The following is a 21,619-nucleotide window of genomic DNA, read 5'->3' as shown; positions in this document are numbered from 1 at the left end:
CGTCTGAAAAAGTTTCAGACGGCCGCAACCGATATTTGAGAAGTGGGTAACATTATTGCCAAACCCACCACGCCGCAGTCGTTCCCAATATAAAATCAAGGCGTTAAAACAATACCGACTCCTTTTGACTTTCAATTGCAAACATTGTAATGACAGATATTTTCGTTTAGAATTGCATGTTTGCTCTAAATTTGGATTGATATGCAGACAACACAAGCCACATCCAACTGGGAGCTATACAAGCGCTTGCTTGGATATTTGAAAAGCTATTGGAAGATGTTTATCGTCTCCGTAGTGGCCATGCTGATTGTCGCCGGTACGATGCCGGCTTTCGGTTACTTGCTCAAACCTTTGATCAATGAAGGTTTTGTCGATAAAAACATGAAAAGCATGTCATGGTTGCCGCTGGCAATTGTGGCGCTGTTTTTCGTTCGCGGCCTGTTTAACTTCATCAACGAATATTGCACGACGTATCTGTCCAGCCACTTGGTGCAGCGCTTGCGCGGTGAAATGTTCAACAAAATGATGCACCTGCCGACTTCGTATTTCAGCAGCAATACCGGCGGCCGTTTGATGTCTCGTATCTTGAACGACGTCAATCAAATTACCGATGCAGGGTTTAACGTCATTACCGTGATTGCTAAAGACGGCGTGAGCGTAGTCGGCCTATTGGGCTTGCTGACTTATCTGAACTGGCGTTTGACCCTGATTACTTTTATCATCTTGCCGGTTGTTGCTGTATGTATCCAAACAGTCAGCAAACGCCTGCGCAAACTGTCTGCCAACAACCAAATTTATCTTGGCCAGCTGATGCAGGTCTTGGGCGAAAGCATTAATGGTGAACGCGTTGTAAAAATCTACGGCGGTCAAGATTATGAAAACCGCCGCTTCGACCGTATTGCCAATGATGTTCGCCGCAACCTGCTCAAACAGGTTTCCGCCAGCTCTGCCGGTACCGGCATTACGCAATTAATGGCCTCGGTTGCTCTGGCTGCGATTATTTACGCAGCCGCACGCCAAGCAGGGCTTTCCGGCTTCAGCGCAGGCGATTTTATGTCGTTTTTGTCCAGTATGATCATGATGTTTGATCCCATCAAACGCATGACCGGCGTGATGCAATCCCTTCAACGCGGTTTGGCGGCGGCTGAAAGTGTCTTCACCTTTTTGGATCAACCCGAAGAGAGCAACGAAGGCAAACAAATCCTCAGCCCAAACCCTGGCGATATCGAATTTTGCGACGTTGTACACCGCTATCCTGAAGCCGAACGCAACAGCTTGAACCACATCAACCTGCTTGTACCGCAAGGCAAAGTGACCGCATTGGTCGGCGCATCAGGCTGCGGCAAAACCACCTTGGCCAATATGTTGCCGCGCTTCCTTAATCCGGATGAAGGTAAGGTTTTGATTAGCGGCATCAACATCAATGAATATACACTCGAAAGCCTACGCAGCCGCATGGCTTTCGTCGGCCAGAACGTTGTCCTGTTTAATGGTACGATTGCTGAAAACATTGCCTATGCTCAAGCCGGTAACTTCAGCGAAGAAGAAATTATCAATGCTGCAAAAGCCGCCAATGCTTGGGAATTTATCCAAAAAATGCCGCAAAGCCTGCACACTGAAGTTGGCGAAAACGGTTTAAAACTGTCTGGCGGCCAACGTCAACGCCTCGCCATTGCGCGTGCGCTTTTGAAAAATGCACCGATTTTGATTTTGGACGAAGCCACCAGTGCATTGGATAATGAATCCGAACGTTTGGTACAAACCGCATTGGAAAACCTGATGCAAAACCGTACCACATTAGTGATTGCCCACCGACTTTCGACCATCGAAAAAGCCGACAACATCGTTGTGATGCATGAAGGCAATGTAGTCGAACAAGGCACTCATCATGAATTGATCAACGCAGGCGGACGCTATTCCGACCTGCACAGCCTCAGCGAAAAATCAGCCAAACCGGCAAGTAAGTAGCTGAACAGCATATTCCATTCTTTTTATTAACCTTGGCCGCCCCGACCTATCCTTTTCAGACGGCCTTATCCGACAGGAAATATCAATGGCAGCATTCAACACCCAGAAAGTCTTGTCCGTACACCACTGGACCGACGCTTACTTCACTTTCACCTGCACCCGTGACGAATCTTTGCGCTTTGAAAACGGCCAGTTCGTCATGGTCGGCCTGATGGTTGACGGCAAACCGCTGATGCGCGCATACAGCGTGGCTTCTGCCAACTGGGAAGAGCATCTGGAATTTTTCAGCATTAAAGTACAAGACGGCCCATTGACCAGCCGCCTGCAACACCTTAAAGTCGGTGATGATGTCCTCATCAGTAAAAAACCGACCGGTACATTGGTTGCCGGCGACCTGAATCCGGGCAAACACCTCTACCTCTTGAGCACCGGTACCGGCATCGCACCTTTCTTGAGCATTACCAAAGACCCTGAAATTTACGAGCAATTCGAAAAAATCATCTTGGTTCACGGCGTACGCTACAAAAAAGACTTGGCATACTACGACCGCTTTACCAAAGAATTACCCGAACACGAATACCTGGGCGACTTGGTTAAAGAAAAATTGATTTACTATCCGATTGTTTCACGCGAAGACTATGTACACCATGGCCGTCTGACCGATTTAATGCGCAGCGGCAAACTCTTCGAAGACATCGGCCTGCCTAAAATCAATCCGCAAGACGACCGCGCCATGTTGTGCGGCAGCCCTGCTATGTTGAAAGACACCTGCAACGTCTTGGACGAATTCGGCCTGACCGTTTCTCCGAAAACCGGTGTCCGCGGCGACTACCTGATTGAGCGCGCATTCGTCGATCAATAACGTATCCCCGGCAGCAGGCCGTCTGAAACCCTTCTTTCAGACGGCCTAAACCTTAATAATTTATCCCACATTATGCCTACTCTACTCATCATCCGTCCGTCCAACCGTCCACAGCAAGATATCCAAACCTGCCATGCAGCTGGTTGGCAGGCTCAAGTATTGAGTCCGATCGAAATAGAGGCAGACCGTTCGGCACTAAACAAACTTCCCGAACAATTTAAGCAAGCCGATGTCGTGTTTTGGGTCAGCCCCACCGCTATTGAAACCGCAGCGCCGCATCTGAACTTTTCAGACGGCCCTAAAGCACACATTACCGTCGGCCAAACCAGCCAACATACTTTGGCGCAATTCTCCCCCTATCCCGTATTCTCTCCCGAAGACGGCAACGACAGCGAAGCCGTCTTGAGAATGCCTATTTGGAAAAACCTGCCACCCAACGCCCGAGTTCTAATCATTCGAGGCCATGGAGGCCGTGATTTTTTAGCAGATAAACTGACCGAACTGGGTTTCCAAATCGACATCGCCGAAATCTATTTCAGACGGCCACACGCCATCGATTGGCAGAACTTTAAAACCGAAGACATCGCCGCCGCCTACGTCACATCCGGCGAGCTCGCGCGCGAATTTTTCCATCAGATTCCGCCGCAATTTTCCCGATTCTTCGAATCCTTGCTATACTTCACCCACCATCCGCGTATTGCCGATGCGCTTCGCATCGTCGGCGCCAAACATGTAGAAACCGTCACTTCTTTATCCGCTGCACTTTTATCCATGCCACAAAGGAGCCAAGCAGTGAACCCAGTCGAAGACAATAAAGATACCCAACAAGTTGCCAATACGGCAGCTCCGGCGCCTGAACGTTCTGAAAACACCAGGCCTTCTGAACAAATCAAACCTACCCAACCTCAGCGAGTGGAGGCGAGCATGACCGAGTCCAACAATCTCCCACAAAACAACGCCCCTGTTATCATCAAACAATCTGGCGGCAAAGCCTTGGCTGCAGGTGCAACCGTCTTGGCACTGCTTAGCTTGGGCGCGAGCGGATTCCTGTTTGTACAGGGTCAAAATGTTTTAAAAAACCAAGAGCTCGAATTCAACCAAAAAATCGACAAAGCCGCATTGGGCGAATCTGAAAACGCCAGCCTTTTAAAAGACAACCTCAACCGCCAAACCGCTATTCAGGCCGAGTTAGACCGCCTGAACAACGGTCAAAAAAACAATAGCGATCAAATCCTGCAAACGCAGAAAGCTTATCAAGAGTTACTCAAAGGTCGTATCAACTGGTTGGTCGACGAAGCCGAATCCATGTTGAACACTGCTTCGCAACAATTGATGCTGTCAGGCAACCTTCAAGGCGCGGTCAGCGTATTGGAACACATCGACAGCCGCTTAAGCCGTTTTGAACAGCCTGAGCTTATCCCCATCAAGCAAGCCATCAGCAATGATTTGGCCGCGCTGAAAAACCGTCCTTATGTCGATATTTCCGCCACTGCCTTGCGTATCGACCGTTTGGAAACCGGTATTTCAGGCCTGCCTTTGGTTTTGGACGGCGTATTGAAACCAGGTGCCGCGCCTGTCGAAGCCGCCAATTCAGGAACTTGGTGGGAAAACACATGGGAAAAATCCCTCAATGCCCTCAAAGGCTTGGTTGAAGTCCGTCATCTGGACAGCAACGACGCCATGTTGATTTCACCCGATCAAACCTACTTCATCCGTGAAAACCTGCGCCTGCGCCTTTTGGATGCGCGCATTGCCCTGTTGCAACACAACGGCGAAGTGTATCAAAGCGATTTGAACAACGTTGAAGCAACTGTAAAACAATACTTCGACAGCAAATCCCCTGCTACCCAGTCATGGTTGAAAGAGTTGGCCGAACTCAAAGCCCTTGATGTCCGCATGATCTCAGACGACAGCTTGAAAGCCAGCTTGAGCGCCGTTCGCGCTTATCAAGAAGGTTCGCGTACACAAATGACGACCGAAGAAGCTGCACAAACCCAAGCTACCGAGAAAACCGCTTCCGCTCCGGCTGCAGCTACCGAACAAGCCACAACTGCTGCACCCACTGCCGCTTCTGCACCTCAATCTCTGGAAGCACCTGCTTTGCCGTCTGAAAACAAAAAAGAACCGGCCGCCGAAGCTGCCAAACCACAAAACCAAACCAAGCCTGCTGCCAAAATTAAAGGAGAGCAAGCATGAAAACCGTCGTTTGGATTGTCATTCTGTTTGCAGCCGCCGTTGGTTTAGCGTTGGCTTCCGGCATTTATACAGGTAACGTGTATGTCGTGGTTGAGCAAACCATGCTACGTATCAATCTGCATGCCTTTGTTTTAGGCCTGCTATTGAGCGTATTCGTTTTGTATTTCCTGGTTAAATTCGTGTTCGGCCTCTTGAACCTTCCGGCGCGTATGCAACGCTTCGGCATTGCCCGCAAAGGCCGTCAGGCTTCTGCCTCTTTGAACAGCGCAGGTCTGGCATATTTTGAAGGTCGTTTTGAAAAAGCCGAACAAGAAGCTGCCAAAGTCTTGCAAAACAAAGAAGCCGGCGACAACCGCACCCTGGCTTTGATGTTGGGCGCGCACGCAGCCGACCAAATGGAAAACTTCGAATTGCGCGACCGCTACCTACACGAAATCGAACACCTGCCACAAAAACAACAGCTTTCCCGTCATCTTTTGCTGGCCGAATCTGCACTGAGCCGCCGCGATTATCCGACTGCCGCACAAAACCTTGAAGCCGCAGCAAAAATCAACGGCAACTTGAGCCGCTTGGTGCGTCTGCAATTACGTTATGCCTTTGATCACGGCGATGCTTCAGATGTCTTGGCAAAAGCGGAAAAACTGGTCAAAGCCGGCGCCATCAACGATTACGAAGCCGAACAGTATCAAAACTGGGCATATCGCCGCCTCTTGAGCGAAGTAACCGATGCAGGCCGTCTGAAAGCCTGTTTGAAACAGATTCCCGAAAGTGTGAAGTCTGGCGAATTGTGCGTCGCGATTGCCGAAAAATACGAGCGTTTGGGTTTGTATGCCGATGCAGTCAAATGGGTTAAAACCCATTATCTGCAAACCCGCCAGCCCGAGCTTTTGGAGGCATTTGTCGAATCCGTGCGTTTCCTAAGCGAGCGCGAGCAACAAAAAGCCATCGACTTAGCAGACTCTTGGTTACAGGAACAACCCGACAATGCACCGCTGTTGATGTATCTTGGCCAACTGGCCTACGGCCGAAAACTTTGGGGCAAAGCCCAGGGCTACCTCGAAGCCAGTATCGCCCTGCAACCCAGCGTATCCGCACATTTGGTCTTGGCTCGCGTGTTTGATGAAACCGATCAACCGCAAAAAGCGCAAGAACAACGCAATCTAGTTTTGGAAAGCGTGGCCGAAGAAGAACATCCGGCAGCCCTTCCTCAACCAAATTGATGTGCTGATTTCGCATTAAGCGACAATATGAAATCTACAACAAAACCAACCATTTAATCATTTCAGACAGCCTCTATACATATCTAAGGCCGTCTGAACTTTGTCCAACATACCAAATCAGAAAGCCTATTTATCATGACTGCTCTGAAAAACGACACTTTCCTCCGCGCCCTGCTCAAACAACCTGTCGAATACACTCCCATCTGGATGATGCGCCAAGCTGGACGCTATCTGCCTGAATACAAAGCCACACGCGCACGCGCAGGCAGCTTTCTCGATTTGTGCAAAAACACCGAGCTGGCAACCGAAGTTACCATCCAGCCTTTAGAACGTTTTGATCTGGACGCAGCAATTCTGTTTTCCGATATTCTGACCGTTCCCGATGCCATGGGTTTGGGCCTGTATTTTGCCGAAGGCGAAGGCCCGAAATTTGAACGCGCCTTGCAACACGAAGCCGACATTGCAAAACTGCAAGTTCCCGACATGGAAAAACTGCAATACGTCTTTGATGCCGTAACTTCCATCCGTAAAGCACTGGACGGCCGAGTTCCGCTCATCGGCTTCTCCGGCAGCCCGTTCACACTCGCCTGCTACATGGTTGAAGGCGGCAGCAGCAAAGAATTCCGCACCATTAAAACCATGATGTATTCGCGTCCTGATTTGCTGCATAAAATCCTCGACACCAATGCCCAAGCCGTTACCGCTTATCTCAACGCCCAAATCGATGCCGGCGCACAAGCCGTACAAATTTTCGACACTTGGGGCGGCGTGTTGAGCGATGCAGCGTTTAAAGAGTTTAGCCTGAAATACATCCGACAAATCGTTGCCGGACTCAAACGCGAAAGCGAAGGTCGCCGCGTGCCTGTTATCGTATTTGCCAAAGGCGGCGGCTTATGGCTGGAAAGCATGGCAGAAATCGGTGCAGATGCATTGGGCTTGGACTGGACATACAACATCGGCGAAGCACGCCGTCGCGTCGGCGAACAAGTTGCCCTGCAAGGCAACTTCGACCCGTTTGCCCTCTTCGGCACACCGGAATCTATCCGCACCGAAGTCGCACGCATCCTTGCCGACTACGGCAACGGCAGCGGCCATGTATTTAACCTCGGACACGGCATCAATCAACACGCCGACCCGGAACACGCCAAAATTTTGGTCGATACCGTACACGAACTGTCCCGTCAGTATCACCGTTAATGGAAACAACGCAAAGGCCGTCTGAAAACAAAAACACAATTATCGTGTAAATTTGTTTTCAGACGGTTTTTCTATATACTTAATATCTGAAGCTTATCAGCTGACACCTTCAAACTTAAAACACATCCACTCCCGCTACCGAATATGAATTTTTTAAAAGACATCACCTGGACCGAAATTTTCATCTTCGCCCACACCTGCGCCGCACTCGTCTGCATGCTGCGCGTGTTGTATAAACAAAAAAACATCGGCTCAACCTTCGCCTGGCTGATTATCCTATTCCTTTTCCCCGTATTCGGAACCATCGCCTACATCCTTATCGGCGAGCCTCGTCTCGGCACAGCCCGCGCCAAACGTACCGGCGAAATGAACCGCTTCTACCGCAACTTTGCCGCCACCCATCTAGCCGATATCTATCTCGACATTGCCGACCAAGTCAAATCACGTTACCACGGCATCAGTAAAGTTGCCGAAAAAGGAACGGGGCTGGGCGCAACCAAAGGCAACGCCATGAGCCTGCTCTCGACCACCGATGCAATCATCGACAGCATGCTTGCCGACATACGCGCCGCAGCCCATTCCTGCCTGTTGGCCTTTTACATTATCGAACCCAAAGGCCGCATCGAAGAAATTCTAAATGAAATCCTTGCCGCCAAAGCCAGAGGCGTAGACTGCTCCATATTGGCCGATGCCGTCGGCAGCAGGAGCTTTCTTGAAAGCGATTGGGTAGAGATACTGCGCCAAGCAGGCGTTGAAGTACATACCTCATTGCCTGTCGGCATTTGGCGTACGTTATTCACGCGCACCGACCTGCGCAACCACCGTAAAATCCTCGTTATCGACAGCAAAATCGGTTACACCGGCAGCTTCAACCTCGTCGATCCGCGCTACTTCAAACAAAACTCAGGCGTCGGCGAATGGATAGATGCCATGATGCGTTGCACAGGGCCTATGGTACTGGAGCTGTCAGCCGTCTTCTTCGCCGACCTTGCCGTCGAAACCGATAAAAACCTCCAAAACGTACAAACATACCTCAACCAAGCAAAAAACCTGCTGCCCCAAATCCTTCCCGAAAAAATGCAGCAAGGCAATATTGTTGCCCAAATCATTCCCTCCGCCCCCGAGCAAAGCAGCTTCGTCATCTACGAAACCATCATCAGCGCCATCTATGCCGCTACCAAACAAATCACAATTACCACCCCCTACTTCGTCCCTGACGAGCCGCTTCTCATGGCATTAACCGTCGCCGCCAAACGCGGCGTCAAAGTAACCCTGATACTGCCCGCCAAAGTCGATTCACTGATGGTACGCTACGCCTCACGCGCCTACTACCCTATGCTGCTGGAAGCCGGCGTCAAAATCGCCATGTTTGAAGGTGGTCTTCTACATGCCAAAACCATGACTATTGACGAAGACTACTCCCTCTTCGGTACGGTCAACATGGACATGCGCAGTTTCTTCCTCAACCTAGAAATCAGCCTCGCCATCTACGATCGCGACACCACCAAACAAATCTGCAACCTCCAACGTGACTACCTCAAAAACAGCAGCTACATTGCCATCAAATCATGGCAACAACGCTCCAAACTCCGCGGCCTCGTAGAAAATGCCGTCCGCCTGATGAGTCCTTTGCTGTAAAAAAGAAGTAGTGAGGCCGTCTGAAAGCACTGTTCAGACGGCCTTTTAAAACACCTATACACAATATTGATCATCGATAAATATTCAACTCATCCCTTTTCTTCAGTTTCAAAAAAGTAAGCCTCACTATATTTTCTCTTAAAATAGTTTTACAAAATTTAACCATAAATAAACCGATTGATATTTATAAAAATATTCAAACTACAAATCAAAATGAGACCAATATGTTCTTTTACATTTATTTGTAGTTTGATAATCATTATTAAAATAATTAGAATAAGCGGTCAATTTTTTATTCCTTGGGAAAAATCATGAATAAAACCTCTTTTCCTGTATTCCGCCTTAGTCTCATTACACTCGCACTATCAACAGGCTTCGCCCATGCCGAAAATACGCACCCCGCAGAAACTGCCGAACTGAATGAAATTAAGGTTACCGGTACCGCCGTACCGACCCGCGTTACCCGCAACCAGCTTGACCGCGAGACTTCGACCGATTTGAAACAAGTCATGAAAGACCAAATCGGTATGGATGTCGGCGGTGGCAACGGCGTGGCGCAGTTTTACAGCATCCGCGGCGTCGGCGAGGACAAAATTAATCTGGAAGTGGACGGCACCAGCCAATCCACCAAAATTTTCCACCACCAAAGCCGCTTCCAGCTTGACCCTGCTTTGGTGAAAAGCATCAACGTCGAAAAAGGCACGGGCGCGGCGAGCGCGGGCTTGGGCGCGGTCGGCGGTACCATCCGCGTGACGACGGTTGACGCGAAAGACCTGCTGACCGACGGCAAACCTTTCGGTTTCAAACTCGGCGCGGGCTTGAGCAGCAATAAAGGCTCAACCGGCAACGCGGCGGTTTACGGCTATCAAAACGGCTTCGATGCCCTGTTTGCAGGCAACTTCCTCAACAACCGCGACTACAAAGACGGCAACGGCAATGTCAACCACGGCAGTCGTCTGAAACAGCACAGCTACCTCGCCAAAATCGGCTACGACTTCAACGACGACCACGGCATCCGCCTGACCTACCGTCAGGAATACCAAAAAGGCAACCGCACCGATAAAGCCGAGTTCCAAAACGTTGACAGCTACGTCGGCGTGGACGGCACTTATCAAAAAGAGCAGACCTACAATCTGGAATACCGTGGCCGCAACGTCGGCTTCATCGACAAAATCGACGCCAATGTCTTCCAAATCAACACCGACGACACCAAACCGCCTAAAGGCGCTCCTTCTCCAAAAGCCCAAGCTTCCGGCACGGCGCAAGGCGGCGTTCCCATTGGCCAGCTTGAGTTAAGCAAAATCAAAGCAACCGGCGCGAATCTGAACCTCGCCAGCTCTTTCGGCGACGGACACATGGTGAAATACGGCGTCAACTACCGCCACGAAACCTCCGAGCCGTCCGACAAAGGCGCGTGGCTGAAGATTCTCGGCCTGTATGACCGCGACAAAGAGAAGAAATCCGAATACGGCGTGTACGCGGAAGGTATCTGGAACCTGCACCCCGTTACCCTGACCACCGGCCTGCGTTACGACCATTTCAAATACAACGCCGCCAGCAGACAAAGCGCGTCCCACGGCCAGCTCAACCCCAGCATCGGCGCGATTTGGGACATCAACGACAACTTCTCGCTCTTGGCAAACCTCAATCAGGCAAGCCGCGCGCCCCGCCTGAACGAAGCCCTGTTGGCTAACGAACGCGCAGGCGCCGCCGCCGATTTGGACAGCAACCTCAAAGCCGAAACCGCCCGCCGTGCCGAACTCGGCTTCAAATGGCGCAACGATAACTTCAACGTCAGCGGCAGCGTGTTCCACCAACGCATCAAAGACCTCATCGTCTACCGTTGGGCAAAAATCAACAACAACACCGCCTCCATCACCGAACGCGGCAAGATTTACAACGGCGGCACGCTCAAAACCTACGGCTACGAACTTGACGCATCCTACCGCTGGGGCGGTCTGACCGCGCGCGCCGGCGTGTCCTACGTCAAACCCCGTCTGAACGGCGAAATGTACTACGGCGAAAGCCCGATTCAAGCGGAAGACCACGAAAGCTCGTTCACCTTCTGGAACACCGGCCGCCAATGGCTGACCGGTCTGTCTTATCAGTTTGAAAACCCCAAACTCGAAATCGGCTGGCGCGGCCGCTACGCCCAAAGCGTGAAATACACCGACGTCGCCCGCGGACAAGGCACGATACACGGCAAGAAATCAGGCTACGGCGTACACGACATCTACGCCAACTGGCAGCCGCTGAAAAAAGACAACCTGAACGTCAACTTCGCCGTCAACAACATCGGCAACAAGCAATACCGTTCGCACAGCCAACGCTTCCCTGACGGCAACGGACGCATGCCCTTCTACGAACGCGGCCGCGAGTTTGCCTTGGGCGTGAACTATCGTTTCTGATGATACGAACGACGTTATAAAGAAACCAAAGGCCGTCTGAAATTCAGTTTTCAGACGGCCTTTTATAATTCGTAGACAATTTGATTTTAAAGTATCTCCTCTCCCTTTCTAGTTACACAACGGATTATCCAGTCTTCAAATCTTCTCCATTGGGCTTCTTTTCCAAATCGGTCATGATTTGATTCCTTCTGAAAACTGACTACCAATTCTTCCAATATAAATAAAATATTATATAGATCATCTCCAGTGCCGTCTGAAAATATAAGGCTGTATTTTTACATTTAACCATGACGTTGGAGTTTAAAAATACAATCCAAATATTCATTACACTTTTACTGTAAACCATTTGACAAAGTCATCTTTAAAGCTATAATATTTCTCATATATGATTTTTGTTATATATATTTATTGATAGACAATTCATTCTGAAACAAGGAGCAATAAAATGAAACGAAACTTGGGTACTTTGGATCGCGTAATCCGTATTGTTATCGGCGTAGCGCTGATTGCTGCAGCCGCTACCGGACAAATTGGCTGGTGGGGTTGGCTGGGCATCGTCCCTCTGGGCACAGCACTGATTGGCAACTGCGCACTGTACAGCTTATTGGGCATCAACACCTGCCGCATCAACAAAAAATAACGAAGACAAAACATGAGTACGGTCGGACAACTCCCGCGAATCACGCCTTCCGAAGCTACGGCAAAAATCCGTGAGGACGCGTTGGCAGTCGATATCCGAAGCCAAGCCGAATATCGGGGCGGGCATATTGGCGGTGCATTATCCCTTCCGCCTGAACAGCAGCGAGACAAACTGCCCGATGATACAGCCCCATGCCTGATTTTTTATTGCCTGAGCGGCAAACGTACAACACGGGCAGAAACAATATTGTCAGTGCTTGGCCAAGGTCGAGAATGCTATATTCTAGAAGGCGGCTTACAGGCATGGAAGGCTGCAGGGCTTCCTACTGTTGCCGACCGTGCCGCACCGGACATCATGCGGCAGGTGCAAACCATTGCGGGCAGTTTGATTCTGTTGGGCGTGCTGGCAGGTTGGCTGGTATCGCCTTGGTTTTATCTGATAGACGTAATGGTCGGTGCAGGCCTGTTAACGGCGGGGTTAACCGGATTCTGCGGCATGGCACGCCTGCTGGCCAAAATGCCATGGAATCATTAAGCAAAGGCCGTCTGAAAGTTGCTGCTAAGACTATTATGACTGATAATTCGACCTCCTCATTTGCCGACAAGCGTGAAAAATGACCACTGCCGACAATCAACCACCCTACGAAGAAGCCACCGCTTTTCTCAAACTACTGGCCAATCCCAACCGCCTCGCCGTATTGTGCAAACTACATGAAAGGCCGCACAATGTAACCGAGTTGGCTGAATCATCCGGACTGCCACAAGCGGCAATGTCCAGCCAATTAGCCCTACTGCGTGAAGCCGGTTTGGTATCGTTTGAAGTGAACCATCGGGAACGGCAATATTACATTGCCGACCCGAGGGTAACCAAGATGATACAGTTGCTGTATTCCTTTTTCTGCGCAGAAAAATCTTGAAATATTGCCGGAATAGGAAGGCCGTCTGAAAATTTTTCAGACGGCCTTTATTGTATTTATTTTCAGATGACCTTTTTATACTGCTTCTATATTTACACTTAAAGCTCGCGTGCGTACCGCACACACCCTGCCTACAGGTTTAATGCAGGCTATGGCTTGCTATCGTGTGCCACTTGAAATAAACAACGTAAATATGAGCGTGTGTTGTTTAATGTGGATTGTTAGGGACTAATCTGATTCCTGCTGCTTCCAATCTAATTTCAGGCCTTCCTGTCATAAAATCCCAATCTTTTGGCATGGTGGATTTGAGTTTTAAATTGAAGTCCATAAACTTTGCTTCTTCTTTCGTAATATGTGCCACCTTCCAATTTTTCTGTAATGCATGCGCCAATTCTTCTTGTGTATATTTTTGCTCCTTAATTAACTCTTCAAGCTTTTCAACTATATACGCACAAGGGACAACGTGCTCAATACGACCCTGAACCCCATCTAATAATTTTTCTGATTTCCCTAAAGAAATAAAATACTCTTGTGGGTGTAATAAAGAATCGAATATTCGGCTATGGTAACCTATTCGTACTCCTGTACTCTTTTCGTGTTCAACTAAATTTGTAATATGACGAACCAGCAATAAACAAGTTTGAAAAATTAGCTTATTTTTTTCATCTAGCATTTTATTGTCTCCAAATAATTGTTTGTCTGAATAAATTTAATCTAAATGTTAGATTGTAACCCGATATTATCGTTGAAATAACAATAAATTGCGATGACGGAGCGTTTAAGCAAGTCATAGCCTACATGAAGTCTATTTATAGTGAACGTTTGGGACGCACGCGGTTAAAAGATTTGACAAGATTAATTGCTTTTATATTCCATATCGTCTTTATAAAGGGTCGTCTGAAAGCTGAAAAATCATTTCAGACGACCTTTTTTCACTAGCCTCTACTTTGCTATCACCCTGTCTTTCAAAGTCTTCAATACGTTCTTCACCGTATTAATCCGCACTTCGATATTTTCCATCTCTGCGGTAAATCGCAGCTTATCGGCTCCGGCAAGGCGGTATTTTTTATCTTTTTGAATCAGCAGGATGATTTCGGTTGGATCGACATTGTTATTTTTACCAAAGGTTACCGTTACCGCTTCGCTGGTCGCATCAATGGCATCAATGCCTAATTCTTTTGCCGCAAGCCGTAAGTGGTGGCTTTCGATGAGGGTTTTGACGGGTTGTTCGGGCAGGCCGAAGCGGTCGACGAGTTCTTCGTGTATGGCGTTGATTTGCTGCACGGTTTCGCAGACGGCAAGGCGTTTGTAGAGGACGAGCCGTTCGTGGATGTCGGGGCAGTAGCTTTCGGGCAGCAGGGCGGGGCTGTGCAGTTTGATTTCGGTGGTGATGCCCAGCGGCGCGTCGAGGTCGGGCTGGCGGCCTTTTTTGAGGTCGCGCACGGCTTGTTTGAGCATTTCGGTATAGAGTGTGAAGCCGACCTGTATCATTTCGCCGGACTGCCCTTCGCCGAGGATTTCGCCGGCGCCGCGGATTTCCAAATCCTGCATGGCGAGGGTGAAACCTGCGCCGAGTTCGTCTGCCGCCGCGATGGCGTCGAGGCGTTTTTCTGCGTCTTTGGTGATGTATTCGGGCGTGAGCAGGTAGGCGTAGGCTTGGTGATGGCTGCGGCCGACGCGCCCGCGAAGCTGATGCAGTTGCGCCAGCCCGAATTTATCGGCGCGGTTGATGATGATGGTGTTGGCGTTGGGGATGTCGATACCGGTTTCGATGATGGTGGAACAGAGTAACACGTTGAATCTTTGCTGCAAAAAGTCGCGCATGACTTGCTCCAGCTCGCGCTCGCGCAGTTGTCCGTGCGCCACGCCGATGCGGGCTTCGGGTAGCAGGGTTTCCAGCCGCTCGCGCATGTTTTCGATGGTATCCACTTCGTTGTGCAGGAAAAACACTTGTCCTCCGCGTTTGAGTTCGCGCAACACGGCTTCGCGCACGCTGCCTTCGCTGAAGGGTTTGACAAAGGTTTTGACGGCGAGGCGGCGGCTGGGTGCGGTGGTAATCAGCGAGAAGTCGCGCAGACCTTCGAGCGCCATGCTGAGGGTGCGCGGAATTGGCGTGGCGGTCATGGTGAGGATATCGACATTGGCGCGCAGGCGTTTGAGCTGCTCTTTTTGGCGCACGCCGAAGCGGTGTTCTTCATCGATAATCACTAAACCTAAATTTTTGAATTTGATGTCGTCCTGCACCAATTTGTGCGTGCCGATAACGATATCGACCGTACCGTCCGCCATGCCTTCCAGCGCGGCTTTGGTGGCTTTGCTGTTGTTGAAACGCGAAAGGCTGGCGACTTTCACGGGGAAATCGGCGAAGCGGTCGGCGAAGTTTTGCGCGTGCTGCTCGACCAGAAGCGTGGTCGGGGCAAGTACGGCGACCTGTTTGCCGCCCATTACCGCCACAAACGCGGCGCGCAGGGCGACCTCGGTTTTGCCGAAGCCGACATCGCCGCACACGAGGCGATCCATAGGTTTCGCCTGCGTCAAATCTTTAATCACGGCGGCAATGGCGGCGGCCTGGTCTTCGGTTTCTTCATAGCCGAAACCGTCGGCAAACGCCTGATAGTCCATCTCGTTGATTTCAAACTTGTATCCCGATTGGGCAGCGCGTTGGGCGTAGAGATTGAGCAACTCGGCGGCGGTATCGCGCGCTTTTTCGGCAGCTTTGCGTTTTGCTTTGTTCCACGCGCCGCTGCCGAGCTTGTGCAAAGTAACGTTTTCATGCGCCTGACCGGAGTAGCGGCTGATTAAATGCAGCTGCGAAACAGGCACATAAAGCTGCGCTTCGCCCGCGTATTCGAGCAACATCATTTCGTTGGTTTCATCGCCCAAGTCCATTGTGACCAAGCCCATATAGCGCCCGATGCCGTGTTCTTCGTGTACAACAGGATCGCCGATATTGATTTCGGCAAGGTCGCGCAACAGGCCGTCTGAAACGGCGGCGTGTTTCTTACGATGATGTTTGCGTGAGCGGGCAACATATTGATAAAGATCGGATTCGGTAATGACCGCGATGTTTTGATCTTCTAATTTAAACCCGTAAGCCAACGGCGCCACTGTAATCATCAGCGGCTCATGTGCCGACAAAAAGCCCTGCCAGTCGGATACACTTTTGACTTTTAAGCCGTTTTGCTGCAAGAAACCGAGCATGGTTTCGCGCCGTCCCAGACTTTCGGCACACAGCAAAATCCGTCCTTCAAAGGCCGTCTGAAAATCCTTCAATGCCTGCAACGGCTCGTCGGATTGGCGGTTGACGGCAAGGTCGGGCAGGGTGTGTTCCTTGCCGGAAACATCGGGCAGCACTTGTCCGTAGTTTTTCAGATGGCCTGCAAAGACATCAGAAGAGAGATACAAATGCTGTGGAAGCAAAGGCGGATATGTTTCATCGCCCTGTGCCATGGCGTAACGCGATTTGACGTCGCTCCAAAAACGGTTTGCCTCGGCATGAACATCGCCCAAAGAGACAAACAGCGCATCTTCGCCGATATAGTCAAACAGCGTTTCCAGCTCGTTTTCAAAAAACAGCGGCAGATAATATTCCACGCCCGCGCCGAAGTGGCCGTTGCTGACGGCTTTGTACACAGCGGCATCGTTCGGATTGCCATCGACTTCCTCACGAAAGAGGCTGCGGAAAATCTTTTGCGCCTCGCTGTCGGTGGGAAACTCGTGCGCCGGTAGCAGGCGGATTTCGGAAACGGGGGAAATGGTGCGTTGCGTTTCAGTATCGAAGGTTTTAATGCTGTCGATTTCATCGTCAAACAAATCGATGCGGTACGGTATTTCGCTGCCCATCGGGAACAAATCGACTATACCGCCGCGCACGGCAAACTCGCCTGCCGCGACAACATGGGAAACATGGTTATAACCTGCATCCACCAAATCACTTTTCAGACGGCCTATATCCAAAGTCTGCCCTGTTTTCAGCCAAAACGTACGCCCTGCCAGAAACGGCACGGGTGGCAGCTTCTGCATCGCCGTGGCAACCGGTACGAACAACACATCCGCAGTGCCGCTTTTAATCTGCCACAATGCTGACAAGCGCTCCGACACCAAATCCTGATGCGGTGAAAAACGCTCGTAAGGCAGCGTTTCCCAGTCCGGCAGGAATACCGCCGTATCGTGCGGACGGAAAAACAGCCAGGCCGTCTGAAGGCGTAGCGCCTGTTCCGCATCTTGGGTCAAGACAACCTTGAGCTGCTTATGCGGCAGATAACGCGCCAAAGCCAAGGGCAGCGAGCCTTGAGACAGATTGAGCCAACGGGATTTTTCACGAGGTTTGGGAATCGGATAGGTCATGACAAAACAGTTTGTAAGTAAGTAAATACAAGCACCATAGGCCGTCTGAAAAATTTTCAGACGGCCTTTAGCGATCAAATAGATTTTCAATTTTACTGGATACAGGTTTAAAAGAATATAAGCCCTTACATTCAGACGGCCACGCCGGCCAGTTTTCCAATAAATCCGGTTATCACCAATGCCGCAACGCCCCATAGGCACACGCGCAAAACGGCGGGAACAACAGGCGCGCCACCGAGTTTGGCGGAGACATAGCCTAGTCCTGCCAGTCCGCACAAAGTGGAAACTGCCAAGGCCGGAACAATGGCGCTAGAAGCTGTCAATGCGACCAGTAACGGCAAAATCGCGCCGGCACAAAATGAAGCGGCAGAAGCCAGCGCAGCCTGCATGGGACGGGCGGAAGAAGCTTCGGTAATGCCGATTTCGTCACGCGCGTGGGCGGCGAGCGCATCGTGTTCCATCAAGGCTTTGGCCACCTCTGCGGCAAGCGCATCGGACAAACCGCGGAGGCGGTAAATTTCCGTCAGCTCTTCCAACTCCGCATCAGGATTATTTGCCAACTCAAAACGCTCTTTGTGTAAATCGGCTTTTTCCGTATCCGATTGGCTGGACACAGAAACGTACTCCCCCGCCGCCATTGATACTGCGCCCCCGATAAGCGCCGAAACGCCCGTCAACAGCAGGGTTTGGAAATCAGGCGCGGCAGCGGCTACGCCCGTCAACAGCGAGGCAGTGGAAATCAGGCCGTCATTGGCACCCAATACGCTTGCCCGAAGCCAGTTGTTGCGGTCGCTGAAATGGCGTTCGCTGTGGTGTGAATACATATATGCTCCGATAAATTGGCTGTTTCCAGATGATGATAACATTGTATTGTTTTTTGAAATCAATGTCAGTTTATCCCTTCAAATCAAGCATTCTTAAATCTTTCTGCTGCCATTTCAAACCATAAAACCAACACTCCTCTTTGGATTTTTTCAGACGGCCTTAACGCTTTTACAAGCAAATTTATTGTTCCAAGTCATGGCATTATCACAAGGCAGTTTTGTGCTGCTTGGTTTATTCGTTTAAAGATGCTATCTTTATGAATCTTTCCACTCCTCAATCCATTGAAAGGATGTATCATGGCCGAAGAAAACAAAATCAAAGTAAACGATTTGCCTGAAGATAAAAAAGAGCAAACCGAAGAAACCGAGCTGCCCGTTATCAACAACGAAGAAAAACGCGGCGGTCATGGCGAAGGCGGTTGCTGCGGCGCATGCGGCGGCTAATCTTCCCGACAAAGCCCCCAAGGCCGTCTGAAAAGTCTTACTTTTCAGACGGCCTTTTCCTTTCTAAACAATTACAGGTAAATCAATGAAAGGATGCGGGAGAAGAATTTAAACCCAACCGCGTTTGTGCTACATTCACATCTTTACAAACCACAACAATCTGCACACGCAGACACACAAGGAAGAAAAAAATGTTTTGGTATATCGTCAGCTTTTTCGCCATTATCGTTTCCCTGCTCGCCCTCTGGGTCAACGCCAGCGCGTTCGGTATGCAGGATGACGGAACGCCACAATCCGAATATGAAAAAATGTTGGGCCTGGGTGCGAAGCTGAAAGACAAAGATACGGTTGCCAAGGAACGCGAAGCAGCGCGCCTTCACCCTGACGATTAAGCCTTACCGACTGGACAATCTTGCCAAACTGGGCTAATGTTCCAAACGCATAACGCACACCAACACAACTATACGAGAAGGTAAGAGAAATGACTGTACGAATCGAACACGATTTATTGGGCGACCGCGAGATCCCTGCTGAAGTATATTGGGGCATCCATACTTTGCGCGCCATTGAAAACTTTAAAATTTCCACGCAAAAAATTTCCGACGTACCGCAATTTGTCCGCAGCATGGTCATGGTTAAAAAAGCCACCGCGCAAGCCAACGGCGCATTGGGTGCCATCAAGCCGGAAATCGCGGCCGCCATCGAAAAAGCCTGCGATGAAGTATTGGTCAAAGGCCGCTGCCTCGACCAATTCCCGTCCGACGTTTATCAAGGCGGCGCCGGTACTTCGGTCAACATGAATACCAACGAAGTCATTGCCAACCTCGCATTAGAAGTCTTGGGTCACGAAAAAGGCCACTACGACATCGTCAATCCGATGGACCATGTTAACGCCAGCCAATCCACCAACGACGCCTACCCTACCGGCTTCCGCCTTGCCGTGTATTACAGCATCGGCGAATTGCTCGACAAACTGGCCATCTTGAAAAACTCTTTTGCCGCAAAAGCCGAAGAGTTTAAAGATGTTTTGAAAATGGGCCGCACCCAGCTTCAAGATGCCGTGCCGATGACTGCCGGACAAGAGTTTCAATCTTTCCAAGTGTTGTTGGAAGAAGAAATCCTCAACCTCGACCGTACCCGCTCCCTACTGCTTGAAGTCAACCTCGGCGCCACAGCCATCGGTACCGGCGTGAATACGCCTAAAGGCTATGCGGCTTTGGTTGTTGAGAAACTCTCCGAAGTCAGCGGCCTGCCTTGCAAACTGACTGAAAACCTGATCGAAGCGACCTCCGACTGCGGCGCATATGTGATGGTACACGGCGCATTGAAACGCACAGCCGTCAAACTGTCTAAAATCTGTAACGACTTGCGCCTGCTCTCTTCCGGTCCGCGCGCTGGTTTGAAAGAAATCAACCTGCCTGAATTGCAGGCCGGTTCTTCCATTATGCCTGCCAAAGTCAATCCCGTGATTCCCGAAGTCGTCAACCAAGTCTGCTTCAAAGTCATCGGCAACGACACCACCATCACTTTCGCAGCCGAAGCAGGTCAGTTGCAGCTGAACGTTATGGAGCCGGTCATCGCCCAATGTATGTTTGAAACTATTTCCCTCTTGGGCAATGCCGCGGTCAACCTGTCCGACAAATGCGTCAAAGGCATTACGGTCAACCGCGAAATCTGCGAACACTACGTCTTCAACTCCATCGGTTTGGTCACTTATCTGAACCCATACATCGGCCACCGCAATGGCGACTTGGTCGGAAAAATCTGCGCCCAAACCGGCAAAGGCGTGCGCGAAGTCGTACTGGAGCGCGGCCTGTTGAGCGAAGAAGAGCTCAACCGCATCCTCTCTCCAGAAAACCTGATTAATCCTCATCTGTAATTAGGATTTGAAATCAAAGGCCGTCTGAAACTTTAACGTTTAAAGTTTCAGACGGCCTTTTCGTATTGATATTGATATTTATCGAATTTTTTTTGCGAAATTCAGAATTAAAAGATAGCCTGACCGTCAGGTTTGATTTAACATGGTGTTGCCCCAGCCTGTTTCCTCCTTAAGGTTATGCCGGTAATGATGCCTCAAAAGGAACCGGATATTGGAATAACATCTTCATTTATTAGGAAAACCAGATGAATCAAATTACACGCGAACAAATGCTGCAAGTATTCGAAAATCGCTGCTCCACCCGTTATTACGATCCCAACAAAAAAATCAGCCAAGAAGATTTTGCAGCGATTCTAGAATTTGCCCGCCTCTCCCCAAGCTCCGTCGGCTCCGAGCCATGGAAATTCTTGGTGATTCAAAACAAAGCCCTGTGTGAGAAAATCAAGCCTTTCAGCTGGGGGATGCAATCGCAACTGGATGACTGCAGCCATCTGGTGATTATCCTTGCCAAGAAAAATGCCCGTTACGATACCCCGTTCTTCCGCAGTGTTGCCGAACGCAGGGGCCTGCAAGGAGAGCAACTGGAAAAAGCATTGGCAAGATACAAAAGCTTCCAAGAAACCGACATTAAAATTGCCGACGACCAACGCGCACTCTTTGACTGGAGCGGCAAGCAGACCTATATTGCTTTGGCCAATATGCTTACAGGTGCAGCGGCCATCGGCATCGATTCCTGCCCAATCGAAGGCTTCAACTACGACAAAATGAACGAAGTATTGGCAGCAGAAGGCCTGTTTGATGCCAACGAATGGGGCGTATCCGTAGCGGCAACATTCGGCTATCGCGCCAAAGAAATCACTAAAAAATCACGCAAGCCGATTGATGAAATGGTGACTTGGGTCGAATAAGTAGTTTGTATTCTCAGGGCGGCAAAACCGCCCTTTTACTTTTCCAAAAAGAGAAGCAAATTCCGTAACAACAAATACTTCTAAATTTAAAATCAGAAGGCCGTCTGAAACCATGTGTCAGAAATCCTAGATTTCATTTCACACCGTTTCAGACGGCCTGATTTAATACGCT

17 protein-coding genes and 1 pseudogene are annotated in these 21,619 nt (G+C 50.0%); 15 read left to right on the top strand and 3 right to left on the bottom strand.

Features of this window, described 5'->3' with window-relative positions; genetic code table 11:
- The first annotated feature begins 201 nt into the window (after positions 1-201).
- From msbA to HMPREF2696_RS10110, 11 genes and pseudogenes are all read left to right on the top strand, one after another.
- Entirely contained in the window at positions 202-1,968 is a 1,767-nt protein-coding gene (gene msbA / locus HMPREF2696_RS10155; RefSeq protein WP_004519977.1) for a lipid A export permease/ATP-binding protein MsbA, read from the top strand.
- Between the two features lie 85 nt (positions 1,969-2,053).
- Positions 2,054-2,830 carry a ferredoxin--NADP reductase gene (locus HMPREF2696_RS10150; RefSeq protein ID WP_003746329.1) on the top strand — a complete coding sequence of 259 codons (777 nt, stop codon included), beginning with the start codon at positions 2,054-2,056 and terminating at the stop codon, positions 2,828-2,830.
- A gap of 72 nt (positions 2,831-2,902) precedes the next feature.
- A pseudogene (locus HMPREF2696_RS11880) lies at positions 2,903-3,541 on the top strand (uroporphyrinogen-III synthase); the annotation flags it as partial.
- A 213-nt stretch (positions 3,542-3,754) separates the two neighbouring features.
- Positions 3,755-5,026 (top strand): uroporphyrinogen-III C-methyltransferase, encoded by a 1,272-nt coding sequence (locus HMPREF2696_RS11875; protein ID WP_224783372.1) that lies wholly within the window; start codon positions 3,755-3,757, stop codon positions 5,024-5,026.
- Positions 5,023-6,246, top strand: a complete 1,224-nt coding sequence (locus tag HMPREF2696_RS10140) for a heme biosynthesis protein HemY (protein ID WP_070504692.1) — start codon at positions 5,023-5,025, stop codon at positions 6,244-6,246. The genes HMPREF2696_RS11875 and HMPREF2696_RS10140 overlap by 4 nt, the downstream gene beginning before the upstream one ends.
- A gap of 135 nt (positions 6,247-6,381) precedes the next feature.
- Complete coding sequence (hemE, locus tag HMPREF2696_RS10135) at positions 6,382-7,443, top strand: uroporphyrinogen decarboxylase (RefSeq protein WP_070504695.1); 1,062 nt, start codon at positions 6,382-6,384, stop codon at positions 7,441-7,443.
- 144 nt (positions 7,444-7,587) lie between these two features.
- Positions 7,588-9,081: a cardiolipin synthase gene (gene cls, locus HMPREF2696_RS10130; protein WP_070504698.1), complete on the top strand. Its 1,494-nt coding sequence runs from the start codon at positions 7,588-7,590 to the stop codon at positions 9,079-9,081.
- Between the two features lie 311 nt (positions 9,082-9,392).
- Positions 9,393-11,489, top strand: coding sequence for a TonB-dependent receptor plug domain-containing protein (locus HMPREF2696_RS10125; RefSeq protein WP_049344199.1), 2,097 nt, complete (start codon positions 9,393-9,395; stop codon positions 11,487-11,489).
- 445 nt (positions 11,490-11,934) lie between these two features.
- Entirely contained in the window at positions 11,935-12,129 is a 195-nt protein-coding gene (locus HMPREF2696_RS10120) for a YgaP family membrane protein (RefSeq protein WP_003746314.1), read from the top strand.
- A 12-nt stretch (positions 12,130-12,141) separates the two neighbouring features.
- Positions 12,142-12,663, top strand: a complete 522-nt coding sequence (locus HMPREF2696_RS10115; RefSeq protein WP_049336809.1) for a rhodanese-like domain-containing protein — start codon at positions 12,142-12,144, stop codon at positions 12,661-12,663.
- A 79-nt stretch (positions 12,664-12,742) separates the two neighbouring features.
- The gene (locus tag HMPREF2696_RS10110; protein WP_049336810.1) at positions 12,743-13,045 is read left to right on the top strand and encodes an ArsR/SmtB family transcription factor; all 303 of its coding nucleotides are present in this window, start codon (positions 12,743-12,745) and stop codon (positions 13,043-13,045) included.
- Between the two features lie 208 nt (positions 13,046-13,253).
- Here the strand turns inward: HMPREF2696_RS10110 and HMPREF2696_RS10105 are convergent, their stop codons facing one another.
- From HMPREF2696_RS10105 to HMPREF2696_RS10095, 3 genes are all read right to left on the bottom strand, one after another.
- Positions 13,254-13,718 carry a hypothetical protein gene (locus tag HMPREF2696_RS10105; protein ID WP_049336811.1) on the bottom strand — a complete coding sequence of 155 codons (465 nt, stop codon included), beginning with the start codon at positions 13,716-13,718 and terminating at the stop codon, positions 13,254-13,256.
- A 269-nt stretch (positions 13,719-13,987) separates the two neighbouring features.
- Positions 13,988-17,392: a transcription-repair coupling factor gene (mfd, locus tag HMPREF2696_RS10100; RefSeq protein ID WP_070588520.1), complete on the bottom strand. Its 3,405-nt coding sequence runs from the start codon at positions 17,390-17,392 to the stop codon at positions 13,988-13,990.
- A 131-nt stretch (positions 17,393-17,523) separates the two neighbouring features.
- The gene (locus HMPREF2696_RS10095; protein WP_004519991.1) at positions 17,524-18,216 is read right to left on the bottom strand and encodes a VIT1/CCC1 transporter family protein; all 693 of its coding nucleotides are present in this window, start codon (positions 18,214-18,216) and stop codon (positions 17,524-17,526) included.
- A 297-nt stretch (positions 18,217-18,513) separates the two neighbouring features.
- On the opposite strand from HMPREF2696_RS10095, the gene HMPREF2696_RS11645 reads away from it, so the two are divergent.
- The 4 genes from HMPREF2696_RS11645 to HMPREF2696_RS10080 all read left to right on the top strand — a co-directional run bounded on the left by HMPREF2696_RS11645 (position 18,514) and on the right by HMPREF2696_RS10080 (position 21,447).
- Positions 18,514-18,660: a hypothetical protein gene (locus HMPREF2696_RS11645; RefSeq protein ID WP_049336812.1), complete on the top strand. Its 147-nt coding sequence runs from the start codon at positions 18,514-18,516 to the stop codon at positions 18,658-18,660.
- Between the two features lie 191 nt (positions 18,661-18,851).
- Complete coding sequence (locus tag HMPREF2696_RS10090; protein WP_004519993.1) at positions 18,852-19,052, top strand: hypothetical protein; 201 nt, start codon at positions 18,852-18,854, stop codon at positions 19,050-19,052.
- 89 nt (positions 19,053-19,141) lie between these two features.
- Entirely contained in the window at positions 19,142-20,539 is a 1,398-nt protein-coding gene (gene aspA / locus HMPREF2696_RS10085; protein ID WP_049336813.1) for an aspartate ammonia-lyase, read from the top strand.
- Between the two features lie 245 nt (positions 20,540-20,784).
- Positions 20,785-21,447: an NAD(P)H-dependent oxidoreductase gene (locus HMPREF2696_RS10080; RefSeq protein ID WP_070588404.1), complete on the top strand. Its 663-nt coding sequence runs from the start codon at positions 20,785-20,787 to the stop codon at positions 21,445-21,447.
- Positions 21,448-21,619 lie beyond the last annotated feature (172 nt).

The organism is Neisseria sp. HMSC058F07 (assembly GCF_001810035.1).
Lineage (GTDB): Bacteria > Pseudomonadota > Gammaproteobacteria > Burkholderiales > Neisseriaceae > Neisseria > Neisseria perflava.
This window is presented reverse-complemented; position numbering and strand designations above follow the sequence as displayed.